The sequence below is a fragment of the Lichenibacterium ramalinae genome (assembly GCF_004137085.1).
Lineage (GTDB): Bacteria > Pseudomonadota > Alphaproteobacteria > Rhizobiales > Beijerinckiaceae > Lichenihabitans > Lichenihabitans ramalinae.
Genome location: NZ_QYBC01000006.1, coordinates 233,244 through 245,481, shown reverse-complemented (window position 1 = coordinate 245,481; position 12,238 = coordinate 233,244). Strand labels below are relative to the sequence as shown.

General features: G+C 72.5%; 10 protein-coding genes and 1 tRNA gene. 6 read left to right on the top strand and 5 right to left on the bottom strand.

What is annotated here, in order from left to right; translation table 11 throughout:
• Positions 1 to 45: 45 nt before the first annotated feature.
• Genes glpX through D3272_RS09335 form a run of 3 tightly spaced genes read left to right on the top strand, consistent with a single transcriptional unit; the run spans position 46 to position 3,216 of the window.
• A complete protein-coding gene (glpX, locus tag D3272_RS09345; RefSeq protein WP_129218879.1) occupies positions 46 to 1,011 on the top strand; it encodes a class II fructose-bisphosphatase in 966 nt (321 codons plus the stop codon).
• Positions 1,012 to 1,024: 13 nt separating this feature from the next.
• On the top strand, positions 1,025 to 1,558 hold the full coding sequence (locus tag D3272_RS09340) for a DedA family protein (protein WP_129218922.1): 534 nt from the start codon (positions 1,025 to 1,027) through the stop codon (positions 1,556 to 1,558).
• Positions 1,555 to 3,216, top strand: a complete 1,662-nt coding sequence (locus tag D3272_RS09335; protein ID WP_207210176.1) for a carboxylesterase/lipase family protein — start codon at positions 1,555 to 1,557, stop codon at positions 3,214 to 3,216. The genes D3272_RS09340 and D3272_RS09335 overlap by 4 nt, the downstream gene beginning before the upstream one ends.
• Before the next feature lie 136 nt (positions 3,217 to 3,352).
• Here the strand turns inward: D3272_RS09335 and glnA are convergent, their stop codons facing one another.
• Together glnA and D3272_RS09325 are read right to left on the bottom strand one after the other, a co-directional pair.
• Entirely contained in the window at positions 3,353 to 4,762 is a 1,410-nt protein-coding gene (glnA, locus tag D3272_RS09330) for a type I glutamate--ammonia ligase (RefSeq protein ID WP_129218878.1), read from the bottom strand.
• 165 nt (positions 4,763 to 4,927) lie between these two features.
• Complete coding sequence (locus tag D3272_RS09325; protein WP_129218877.1) at positions 4,928 to 5,266, bottom strand: P-II family nitrogen regulator; 339 nt, start codon at positions 5,264 to 5,266, stop codon at positions 4,928 to 4,930.
• Between the two features lie 256 nt (positions 5,267 to 5,522).
• On the opposite strand from D3272_RS09325, the gene D3272_RS09320 reads away from it, so the two are divergent.
• The gene (locus D3272_RS09320) at positions 5,523 to 7,064 is read left to right on the top strand and encodes an NAD(P)H-hydrate dehydratase (protein ID WP_129218876.1); all 1,542 of its coding nucleotides are present in this window, start codon (positions 5,523 to 5,525) and stop codon (positions 7,062 to 7,064) included.
• Here D3272_RS09320 and D3272_RS09315 read toward each other — a convergent pair.
• Positions 7,039 to 8,331, bottom strand: coding sequence for a multicopper oxidase family protein (locus D3272_RS09315; protein WP_129218875.1), 1,293 nt, complete (start codon positions 8,329 to 8,331; stop codon positions 7,039 to 7,041). The genes D3272_RS09320 and D3272_RS09315 overlap by 26 nt on opposite strands.
• A gap of 197 nt (positions 8,332 to 8,528) precedes the next feature.
• Between D3272_RS09315 and D3272_RS27250 the strand changes: the two genes are divergently transcribed.
• Entirely contained in the window at positions 8,529 to 8,684 is a 156-nt protein-coding gene (locus tag D3272_RS27250; RefSeq protein WP_165361287.1) for a hypothetical protein, read from the top strand.
• 374 nt (positions 8,685 to 9,058) lie between these two features.
• Here D3272_RS27250 and D3272_RS09310 read toward each other — a convergent pair whose 3' ends face one another.
• A complete protein-coding gene (locus D3272_RS09310; protein ID WP_129218874.1) occupies positions 9,059 to 10,363 on the bottom strand; it encodes a hypothetical protein in 1,305 nt (434 codons plus the stop codon).
• Positions 10,364 to 11,356: 993 nt separating this feature from the next.
• Positions 11,357 to 11,441 (bottom strand) — tRNA-Leu (locus tag D3272_RS09305).
• Between the two features lie 340 nt (positions 11,442 to 11,781).
• Here D3272_RS09305 and D3272_RS09300 point away from each other — a divergent pair.
• Complete coding sequence (locus tag D3272_RS09300; protein ID WP_129218873.1) at positions 11,782 to 12,183, top strand: site-specific integrase; 402 nt, start codon at positions 11,782 to 11,784, stop codon at positions 12,181 to 12,183.
• Positions 12,184 to 12,238 lie beyond the last annotated feature (55 nt).

The window sequence follows — 12,238 nt, the reverse complement described above, 5'->3', positions numbered from 1 at the left end:
CTCTCGCCGCCGGGAGCGTCCCGCCCGACCACCACCGAGCCCACCATGGTCGACCGCACCCTCATCATCGAACTCGTCCGCGTCACCGAACAGGCCGCCGTCGCGGCCGCACGCTGGCGCGGCCGGGGCGACGAGCGGGCCGCCGATGCGGCGGCGGCGGCGGCCATGCGCGGCGAGCTGAACCGCCTGCCGCTCGACGGCACCGTGGTCATCGGCGAGGGCGCGCGCGACGAGGCGCCGCTGCTCTTCGTCGGCGAAAAGGTCGGGACGGGGCAGGGGCCGGCCGTCGACATCGCCGTCGACCCGCTCGAGGGAACGACGCTCTGCGCCAAGGACATGCCGGGCTCCATCGCCGTCATGGCGCTGGCGCCGGCCGGGGCGCTGCTCCGGGCGCCCGACGTCTACATGGAGAAGATCGCGGTCGGCCCCGGCTATCCGCCCGGCGTCGTCGACCTCGACCGCTCGCCCGAGGACAACATCCGGGCGCTGGCGAGCGCCAAGGGCGTGCGCCCCGCCGACATCACCGTCTCGGTGCTGGACCGGCCCCGCCATGCGGCGCTGATCGCCGCCTGCCGCCGGGCGGGGGCGTCGCTGCGCCTCCTCACCGACGGCGACATCGCCGGCATCATCGTGACGGCGCGCACCGGCAAGGCGGCGGTGGACCTGCACATCGGCTCGGGCGGGGCGGCCGAAGGCGTGCTGGCGGCCGGTGCGCTGCGCTGCGTCGGCGGTCAGATGCAGGGCCGCCTCATCCTCGACAGCCAGGAGAAGCGCGACCGCGCCGTGGCCATGGGCATCGTCGACCTCGCCAAGGTCTACGACATGACCGAGATGGCGTCCGGCGACGTCGTGGTGGTGGCGACGGGCGTCACCGACGGGGCCCTGCTGCGCGGCGTGCGCCAGGGCGGCGCCGTCATCGAGACCGATACGGTGATCTACCGCGGCTCCAGCGGGACGGTGCGGCGCATCCGCGCCGAGCACCGGGACTTCGCCAAGTTCGGGCGCGATTGATCCCGTGAGCATCATGGCCTGGATCGCCGAGTGGGGCCGCGACATCGTCGCGGTGGTGCGCCAGCACGAGACCTATGCGGCGCCGATCTGCTTCGCCCTGGCGTTCGGCGAGTCGCTCGCCTTCGTGTCCTTCCTGCTGCCCGCCACATTGGTGCTGGTCGCGGTCGGCGGGCTCGTGGGGCAGGCGGGGCTCGCCTTCCTGCCCGTCTTCGCCGCATCCGCCCTCGGCGCGGCGCTGGGCGATTGGCTGTCGTTCTGGCTCGGCCGCCACTTCGAGGACCGCATCGCCGGCCTGTGGCCCCTGTCGCGCCATCCCGAGATGCTGCGGCGCGCGCGGCAATACGTGGACCGCTGGGGGGCGCTCGGCGTCTTCATCGGCCGGTTCCTCGGCCCGCTGCGCGCCACCGTGCCGCTGATCGCCGGCCTCGCCGCCATGCCGGCCCTCCCGTTCCAGGCCGCCAACTGGTCCTCGGCCCTGGTCTGGGCCTTCCTGGTCCTGGCGCCCGGGGCCTTCGGCATCGATGCGGTGCGGGATTGGTTCGCGTGACGGGCGGCGCGAGGGCGCGGCGCGGCCTCGGGCCCGCCGCCCTGCTAGTCACCCTGATGGTCGCCTTGCTGCTCGGCGGCTGCGACCTCGATCCCGGCCGGGCCGACGAGGTCGTCCGGGCCGACGATGCCCGGCCGCAGGTCGTGGCGACGAGCTTCGGCCCGGTCGCGGGCGTCGCCGCCGGCGCCGGCCAGGTATTCCTCGGCATCCCCTATGCGGCGCCGCCCGTCGGCCCGCTGCGCTGGCGCGCGCCCCGTCCACCGGCGCCCTGGAGCGAGCCGCGGCCCGCCGCGGCGCTCGGCCCGAGCTGCCTGCAGAACCTCGCGCTGTCGGCCCAGGTCGGCGGCCACGGCGCCGGTCCCATGCTGGGCCAGGAGGACTGCCTCACCCTCAACGTCTACGCGCCGCCCGACGCCGCGCCCGGCACCGCCAAGCCCGTGATGGTCTGGATCCACGGCGGCGCCTTCGTGCTCGGGACGTCCGGCCAGTACGACCCTGGCGGGCTCGCCCGCCGGGCCGATGCCGTGGTGGTGACGCTCAACTACCGCCTGGGTGCCCTGGGTTTCCTGGCCCACCCGGGCCTGCGGGGCGCGCCGGGCGAGGGGGCCTTCGCGCTGCTCGACCAGCAGGCCGCCCTGCGGTGGATCAAGGCCGAGATCGCGCGCTTCGGCGGGGACCCGCGCCGCGTGACGCTGTTCGGCCAGTCCGCCGGGGCCTGGAGCGTATGTTCGCAGCTGGTGTCCCCGGGCGCCCAGGGGCTGTTCTCGGCCGCCATCCTGCAGAGCGGGGCCTGCGTGACACCCGAGGCCAGCCTGCCGGTCGGCATCGCCGAGGCCGGGGGCGCCCGCATGGCGGAAGACCTCGGCTGCTCGGGCCCCGACGCGATGGACTGCCTGCGGGCGCTGCCGGCCGAGACGCTAGCGGCGGCGGCCTCGCAGCGGCCCGGCGTCACGGGGCCGAACAGCTGGTCTCCGACCTCCGGCCTCGACGTGCTGCCCCGGCCCCCGCGCGCCGCCTTCGCGGCAGGCCGGTTCAACCGCGTGCCGGTGATCGACGGCACCAACCGCGACGAGGGCCGGCTCTTCAGCTACCTGCGCGGCCTCAGGGCCGACCTTCTCACCGAGGCGAGCTACGGCGAGGAGATCCGGCGCCTGTTCGGGCCTCGGGCGCCGGGCATCCTGGCCGAATATCCCGCGGCGCGCTTCGATTCGCCTCGGGCCGCCTATGCGGCGGTCCTGACCGACGGCTATTTCGCCTGCCCGGCCCTGGACTTCGACCGCCTCGTGGGGCGGGCCGTGCCAGTCTATGCCTACGAGTTCGACGACCCCGACGCGCCCTTCTCGCTGCCGACCCTGCCCTTCGCGTCGGGACCCGGCAGCTATCACACGGCCGAGATCGCCTATGTGTTTGACCGGCCCTGGGCGCTGGCCGATCCGTCGCGCTTCGACGAGGGCCAGGCGCGCCTGTCCGCCGCCATGCAGGACCTTTGGGGCAGCTTCGCCCGGACCGGACAGCCCGAGACCGGGCGGCCGGAGGGCTCCGTGCCGTGGCGGCGCTTCCGGGGGGAGGGCGACGTGCTGCGGCTGTCGCCGGAAGGGCTCGGCGCCGCAGCCGACATGACGGAGCGCCACCGCTGCGCGTTCTGGGGCGGGCGGTGACGGGCGCCGGCGGAGCCACTCGCCCCGCCGCGCCGCCGCAGTCCGTGAACGCTCTCGCGCCTTGAGGCCGGCGTGGGTCGGCGACGGTCCCGCGCAGGCTGCCGTCGGCCGGCCCGGTTCGGGCCGGCCATGGGTGTCAGACCGAATAGTACATGTCGTATTCGACCGGGTGCGGCGTCATCTCGAAGCGCATCACCTCGGTCATCTTGAGCTCGATGTAGCTCTCGATGAGGTCCGGCGCGAAGACCCCGCCGGCCGTGAGGTAGGCGTGGTCGGCCTTGAGGCTGTCGAGCGCCTCGCGGAGCGAACCGCAGACCGTCGGGATCTGGGCCAGCTCGGTGCGGGGCAGGTCGTAGAGGTCCTTGTCCATCGCCGGACCGGGATCGATCTTGTTGGTGATGCCGTCGAGGCCCGCCATCAGCAGGGCGGCGAAGCACAGGTACGGGTTGGCGGTGGGATCGGGGAAGCGGACCTCGACGCGCTTGGCCTTCGGGTTCGACGTGTAGGGGATGCGGCACGAGGCCGAGCGGTTGCGCGCCGAATAGGCCAGCAGCACCGGCGCCTCGTAGCCCGGCACCAGCCGCTTGTACGAGTTGGTCGACGGGTTGGTGAAGGCGTTGAGCGACTTGGCGTGCTTGATGATGCCGCCGATGTACCAGAGGCATTCCTGGCTGAGGTCGGCGTATTTGTCGCCGGCGAAGAGCGGCTTGCCGTCCTTCCAGATCGACTGGTGCACGTGCATGCCCGAGCCGTTGTCGCCGAAGATGGGCTTGGGCATGAAGGTGGCCGACTTGCCGTAGCTCTGGGCGACCTGGTGGATGCAGTACTTGTAGATCTGCATGCCGTCCGCCATCAGCGTCAGCTTGTCGAACTTCATGCCGAGTTCGTGCTGGGCGGAGGCCACCTCGTGGTGGTGCTTCTCGACCTTGACGCCCATCGACGCCATGGCGGCCAGCATCTCGCCGCGCATGTCCTGCGCCGAGTCGAGCGGCGGCACCGGGAAATAGCCGCCCTTGGTGCGGATGCGGTGGCCGAGGTTGCCGCCCTCGTAGACCGTGTCGGTGTTGGACGGCAGCTCGATCGAATCGACCACGAAGCCGGTGTTGTAGGGGTCGGCCTTGAAGCGCACGTCGTCGAAGACGAAGAACTCGGCCTCGGGGCCGACGAAGACGGTGTCGCCGATGCCGGTCGACTTCAGATAGGCTTCGGCCTTCTTGGCCACGCCGCGCGGGTCGCGGCCGTAGGGCTCGCCGGTGGCGGGCTCGAGCACGTCGCAGACGATCGACAGCGTGGAGGCCGAGAAGAACGGGTCCATGCAGGCCGTCTCGGGGTCCGGCATCAGCGTCATGTCGGACTCGTTGATCGCCTTCCAGCCGGAGATCGACGATCCGTCGAACATCACGCCCTCGGCGAAGGCTTCCTCGTCGACGATCGAGACGTCGAACGTCACGTGCTGCCACTTGCCGCGCGGGTCGGTGAAGCGGAAGTCGACGTATTTGATGTCCTGGTCCCTGATGGCCTTCAAGACATCCTGTGCGGTCTTCATGTGATGCTCCAGTGCCGGCACGCGGGAAGGCCGCGCTCGGCGCGATGCCTACCCGTCCGTGCGACACCGGCGCAAGGGCCCGCGTCGCGGCGGGCGGCCCAGCGGCGGCCCGTGTCAGGCCGTGGCGCCCCCCGGGACGCGCCGTCGCCGCCCGGACCGGAGCCGTCAGATGGCGTCGTTGCCGGTTTCGCCGGTGCGGATGCGGATCGCCCCCTCGATCGAGGAAACGAAGATCTTGCCGTCGCCGATGCGCCCGGTCTGGGCGGAGCGGCGGATGGCGTCGACGGCGCGGTCGACCATGTCGTCGCCGAGCACGATCTCGATCTTCACCTTGGGCAGGAAGTCGACCACGTATTCGGCGCCCCGGTAGAGCTCCGTATGGCCCTTCTGCCGCCCGAAACCCTTGGCTTCCGTGACGGTGATGCCCTGCAGCCCCACGTCCTGCAGGGCCTCCTTCACCTCGTCCAGCTTGAAGGGCTTGATGATGGCCTCGATCTTCTTCATGCGGGGTCCAAACCTGTGTCGGGGCGCGAGCGTTTGTCGGCCGCCCGGGATGCCTCGGGCGCATGCCGCGATGCCGGACTCTAGCATCGCCCGTGCCATCCGCGCGACGGCTGATTGGAAAATTGGTGTCGCGGCCGTGACGGTTCCGGGCCCATCCTGCGCCGCATCGCGGGCCCGGCCCCGCCGCGTGCGGGGCCGACGGTGGCGCCGGGCGGCGCCGCGGCCCGCTTGCCCACCCCCTTCGAAGGTGTCCCGCATGAGCCGACCCCACGCGCTGATCACCCCGGCCGAGATGGCGGAGGTCGACCGCCGGTCGGCTGCGGCCGGGACCCCCGGCACCGTGCTGATGGACCGGGCCGGCCGCGCCGTGGCGGAGCAGGCCGCCCACATGCTGGACCGGATGGGCGGGAGCCGCGTCCTCGTGCTCTGCGGGCCGGGCAACAACGGCGGCGACGGCTTCGTGGCGGCAGCGCTGCTGGCCGCCCGCGGTCATGCCGTCTCGGTCGCGGCGCTCGGGCCGGTGGCGGCGCTGCGGGGCGACGCGGCGGCCGCTGCCGCGTCCTGGCACGGCCCCGTGCTCGACGCGACCGAGGTCGAGCCTCGCCGGCACGATCTCGTGGTCGACGCGCTGTTCGGGGCCGGCCTGTCGCGGCCGCTCGAAGGCGCGGCGCTGGCCCTGGTGCGCCGGGTCGCGGCCGCCGGCCGGCCCGTTCTGGCGGTGGACCTGCCGTCCGGCCTTTCGGGCGACAGCGGCGCGGTCCTGGGCGCCGCGCTCCGGGCCGACGAGACCGTGACGTTCGTCCGCCTGAAGCCCGGCCACCTGCTGATGCCGGGACGCGAGTTCTGCGGCCTTGTGACGCTGGTCGACATCGGGGTGGACCCCGGCCTTCTGCACGATACGGGCGCGGCGCTGTCGCAGAACCTGCCGGGCCTGTGGTGGCGGCACCTGCCGCGCCCGAGCGCCGCCGGGCACAAATATTCCCGCGGCCACCTCGTCGTCGTGTCGGGCCCCATGCCGACGCTCGGCGCCTCGCGCCTGTCCGCCCGCGCCGGCCTGCGCGCCGGGGCCGGCCTCGTCACGCTGGCGACGCCCGAGGATGGGCTCGCCGCCCATGCCGCGCAGCTCACGTCGATCATGCTGAAGCCCTTCGCCGACGCCGTCGTGCTGCGCGCCATCCTGGCCGATGCGCGCCTCAACGCCGTCGTGCTGGGGCCCGGCCTCCGCCATCACGCCGGCACGGCGGAGGTGGTGGCGGCCGCTCTGGCGCCGTCCGGCCAGGCGCGCGCCGCCGTGCTCGACGCCGACGCCCTGACCCTGTTCGCGGGGCGGCCCGGGGCGCTCGCCGAGGCGATCCGCGGCGCCTCCGGCCCGGTCGTGGTGACGCCGCACGACGGGGAGTTCGCCCGGCTCTTCGAGGGCTGCCCGGACGTCCTCGCGGCGCCCGACAAGGTCGCCCGGGCCCGGGCCGGGGCGCGGCGGCTCGGGGCCGTGATGGTGCTCAAGGGCCCCGACACGGTCGTGGCGACGCCCGACGGCCGGGCGTCCCTGTCCGGCGAGGACGCGCCGTGGCTGGCGACGGCCGGCTCCGGCGACGTGCTGGCCGGCATGATCGGCGGCCTCCTGGCGCAGTCGACCCTGGCCTTCGAGGCGGCGTCCGCGGCGGTGTGGATGCACGCCGAGGCGGCCCGGATCTTCGGGCCCGGCCTGATCTCCGAGGACCTGCCCGACATCCTGCCGCAGGTGCTGCGCGCCCTCCTGGGCCGTCCCGACCTCAACCCACCTCGAACCACGCCCTGAGGCCGCCGGCGGACTGGTCGAAGAAGGGCGATTCGACCAGCCAGCGGCCGGGCAGGTCGGCCACGAAGGCTGCGTGGTGCGTGGCGCCCGGCTGAACCAGCACGGTGTCGCGCCAATACGGCTCCCAGCCGTCGTCGCGCTCGTGCAGCAGCCGGAAGCAGAAGCCGTGCAGCCGGAAGCCGAGGAGCACCGGGCCGAGATTGCGCAGAGCGAGGACGACGGGCGAGCCCCGCCGAGCGCGGAACAGGGGAGCGCGGGGCAGGGGCATGCCGCCGACGCCGTTGATCGCCCATCCGCCCGGGGCGGCCCCGGCCGGGCCCGCCGACAAGGTGGCCCGCGTGGCCCGTTCGAGCGCGATGGCGTCGGGCAGCGCCGGGTTGGGCGCCAGGGCCGGCACCGGGCCCCGCGCCGGGCGTGGCTCGCCCTCGGTCCGCAGCACCATCAGGGTCGCGCCGGCCGGATCGCTCCCGGCCGTGAGCGTGACCTCGGCGCCCGGCGTCCGCGGCAGGTCCAGCACGAGGTCGCACCGCCCGCCCGGAACCAGCGGCACGGCATCGTTCCGCGGCCGGAAGGCCGACGACGGCTGGCCGTCGAGCGCCACCACGGTCGGTGACGCGCCCCTGACGGCGACGACGTGGGCGCGGCGCGTCGACCCGTTGACGAGGCGGAGCCGGACGCGTGCGCCGGGCGCCAGCGTGTCCCGCCGGGGCAGGGCGGAGCCGTCGACCGACAGGCCGTCCGCGCTGCCGGACGGCACCCACAGGTCGCCCAGCAGGGCCACGAGGTCGGCATCGGCGTCCGGCGGCGCGGATTCGGCGACGACCAGCAGGCCGGCGAGCCCCTGGGCGACGGCATCCGCCGCTGGGTCGAGCAGCCAGGGGTGGAACCAGGCGGTCCCGGCGTCGGGGGGCATGACGGTCACGTCCGCGGAAGCACCGGACGCGACCGTTCCGCCGAGCGGCCCCGCCCCGCCGAGGAGGGGGGCGGCCCGGATGCCGTGCAGGTCGAGGCTGGTCGGCCCCGCCAGTCGATTTTCGATCGTCAACGCCAGGGCTTCGCCGTGCCGGGCGCGCAGCACCGGCGGGAGCGGGCCCGCGCCGTAGCGCAGCGGCGCCGCGGGCGGCGCCCCGCCATCGCCGACCCGCAACAGGCGGCGCGCGGGCGAGGCCTCGGCATCGGCGGCCCGCGCCGGGGACAAGGGCGACAGGGGGCCGCCGAGCGATGCGAGCGCGAGCGACACCAGGAGGCGTCGACGTCCTGGATCCATGGAAACCGTCCCGTCACGGCACGCGCCGGGCCATTCCGGGACGCGCCGCACGACGGCACCTTACACGCGTGGCGGCTCGGGCCGCCTCGGCGAACCCGCCGCGGACTGTCCCGGTCCGACACGCCGCGCCCTGGCCCGCGGCTTGCGCCCGAAGCGCGACGTGCCGGCCAGGGGGGCCGGCGCCGCGGAGGCGGTCCATGAGGCCCAAGACGAGATCCCGGATCCTGCTCGGCGCCGTCGCGCTGGCGATCCCGGCGGGGTTCGCCCTCGCCGGGCACGTCCACGCCGGCGGCCCCGCACCGCTGGCCGTGATGACCTTCGCGGTCGCGGCCTTCAGCCGGCCCCTGCCGTGAGCCGGGCCGGCCCACTCTTTCGCCGTCAGCGTCTCGGGCATCGATGAGACGCTTCGTCCGGGTTGGCGGGTCGCGAGACGGGCGGGCTTCGCCGATCCGGTGGACGCCCTGGGGTCAGGATCCGATTCCTGGCCCCTGCTCGCTGGCTTGAACATCGAGCCCCCGGCTCCTCGTGGACGAGGTGCGTTTCATTGTCTGGCCTCCACGCCCGTACGACGGCCGTGGCCGACCGGGTCGAAGCCCAGGCGCAGGCTGCGAGCCGGTCGTCGACGAGCACGAGGTGGAGCCGCCGCAGCGGGACCTGCAGGACGTCGGGCCCCGGACCGTTGGGACCCGCTCGCATGGGGACAGGACGTCGACCTTGATGGTCACGATCAAGGGGACGATGGATGATCCCCTGAGGGAGACCCCTGCGGACCATCCACCGTGACCCATAGGTTCGCGTGCAGGGGCCACTCCCTCACCGTGCAGGGAGCTCCTGGCCGGCAGGCATCGACCTGGGCAGCATGGGAGGGGCCTGTCAGGAACATCCGCGTCCAGCCTGCCTCCCGAGCTTCCAGCACCCCATTGCACAGGATCAGGGCCACCATCACCCCTGCGATCGCCCGCATCGCCCTGACCGGGGAAGCGAGCCCTGCCGCCAGCAGGATCGCCACACAGCAGCCCGCCAGGAAGAAGTAGCGGCCACCTCCGACCCCGGACATCAGACCGGCGATCGTGTCGAGGGCGCCCACCTCGTTCACCAGGGAAGCCCATACGGCGGCCCCGATGAGCCCGAGCGTGAGGCCCGGCCCCAGGCTCTCCCACGCCACCAGGCCCACCAGGGCCAGCACCAAGCCGCCCTGCATGGCGAGCTGGGACGCGTGGATGGGATCGCCCATGGAGACCCCGAGGCCGTCCACCGAGACCGCCGGAAGGAAGGGACCGAAGGCGGCATGAAGCGAGAGTGCCGCCGTCGTCATCCAGGTCAGGTTGAAGGGCCGCGCGATCTCGCCCCGGTGCGCCAAGACGATCCCGAGTTGGACACAGGACGCAGCGGCGATGACGGCGACCAGGACCCAGCCGTAAGCGGAGCGTCGCCTCAGGGCGCCCGCCAGGAACACCGGAGCGAGGATGCAGGACGGCAGGCCCGTGAGGCCGCAGACTGCCAGGAGCCCGAACCGCAACACCGCCGTGACGCTTCCCGCCGGGACCTGCTCCGAGAGGCAGATGAGGAGCGCCACGAGGGAGCACGTCCACTGCACGTTCGTGGCGTTGAGATAGACCTCGTAGCCTGCCGCCACGAGCGACATCATGGCCGCGGCGGCGACCCCCACCAGCACCGGCAGGCCACGGGCCACCAGCGTCCGCCCCAGCATGTAGCAGGCCGCCAGGGACACCAGGAGGGACAGGTACGTCGTCACCACGGCGAAGTCCCTCGGGGGCACCGCGCGGGCCACCTCCACGATGGCATTGGTGGCGAGCTGATAATTTCCGTTCACCACCAGCCCCAGCCCCCTGAGCACCGAGAGGTGTCGCATGGGGGCGAGGTACAGGTGGCCTTCCTCGGCCCAGATCCGGGGCTCCAGGAACAGGCCAGGGCTTCTCCAGACGAGTCCGGCCAAGAAGACGCCCGGGGTCACCGACAGGACTGCCGCTTTGACGGTGCTGGCCCCGGGCCGCAACGCGGCCAAGCTCATGACGCTCATCGAATCCCCACGATGCGCCCGCAGGGGTAGCATATGCAGCTTAGCTCCAGCTGAGGCGGCATGGGTCGTCCGGTTCGGAAGTGGGCTGTCGATGCCCTCGGTTTCTACCGGAAGACCATGAGAAGTCGTCGGTGATCGACGCGCGATGCGCTCCCCCGTGCCGGGCTGCCATCACGCTCGGCCGCCCGCGGTGGATGGCCCGGATGCGATACGGCGCCCAGCCGCGGACGGATGTCGGGCAGCCACGCCGGACCGGGAGGGCGACCAGGGGCTAATCGTCTGATCCAGCATCGTCTTTCTCTGGATCGAGCATGCCGTTCCAGCGGCTGGCACCGGTACCGCGGACGTCAACCGCTGCCGACCCTGGAATCATCGCCGCGGGCGCCGCGTCGTGCGGAGCCTTCCTCCCGGTGGCTCACGGGTTATCGACCACCCCGTGACCTTTTCTGGTGCAAACTCCGATCATGTCTCTCCGGCCTCCCAGGCGAGACTCCTGCCACTCAGGAGTTGTGGGAAGAGAGTGGGCTTTGCGACACCCTGGTCCGGCGCCGCTCGCAGGCGCGTCACGCCCGCATGCCCTGGTCGGCCCGCCGTCTCCCCGGGATGGGAGAGCTTTCCCGTGAGTTTGCTGGAATCGCCAGAGGTCGGCGCTGCGCGACCTCTTGTCGAGGGAAGGGGTGCAAGCGGTCTGGTCCGGAACGCTACGTCTTCGTTTTGCCCCTGTCCTTGAAGCACCAAAGTTTGGTTTTCAATGATCCGCTACGAGGCCATCATCGTACTGATGGCCACCATGATCGGATCGAGCCTTGTTGCGTCTGGTCCAGGCGAGCGGACCTCATGATGGCTGACGTGCCGAACGTGGAATGCTGATTCGCCGCTGTGTTGGCACTGCGGGAGGTCTGGCTTGCGAGAGGGAGATCATCTCCCTTCAGGCGTTCGCGCGCGCATGGGAGTGGGGAGGTGCCCGTCGCTCGCTTCGAGGCGTGGTGCCCGCAGAGGGACTCGAACCCCCACACCTTTCGGCGGCAGAACCTAAATCTGCTGCGTCTACCAATTCCGCCATGCGGGCAGGCACACGGCCGTTCATACCATGCCCATCAGCGAGCGGGGAAGCGGCTTCGAGGCCGCGATCTCGCACGAGACGATCGGCTTGGCGCCTGTGCAGGACCCAAGCGGAGGCGGCATCCTGGAAGCTGGGATCCACGCTCCACGTCCTGAAGGGCGCTCCGCCGATCAAGGACCAGGCATCCCAGGAGGGCGCCGCTCCGGCTCAGGGAAGCCACATCCCGGCCCGGCAGGGGGCGGGACCTGACCGCTTCGACGCGATTCGAGATCACGCCTGGGAACGCTTCCGGGCGCACCAGCGATCATCCCGAACGAACGACATCGACAGCCGTGCCGATCATTCCATGGGGGAGGACGGCTTGCGTGCGCGTGGGCGTCGCCCCCCGGACGACGACGTCCGGGTGCTCCGCAGGCGGGGCGGCACGCCGGCCACCCTCAACCGCAAGCTCTCGGCGCTGGCCAAGACGTCGACGGTTTCGGAACGAAGGGCCTCCCACGACCGCCTGGTCCGGCTCGACGGAGCGAATCGCGAGACCGGGATCGACGCCACGGCGATCCCGTGCGTCATGGGGCACCGCTCCATCACCACCGCACAACGCTATATCCACATGAGCCCGACCGCGCTAGAAGCGGCCATGGCGGCGATGACACTGGACTGCGTCCAGTGCGCGCGGCTTGTGGCAGAACCGGCCCCGGAACCCTGCCACATGCCACAGTCGGGGCACGAGCGGTTCTGGAACAGCTAGCGCGGTCAATGGGTTACGAGCCAAGCAACGACGGCGGACCGGACAAGGATTCCGG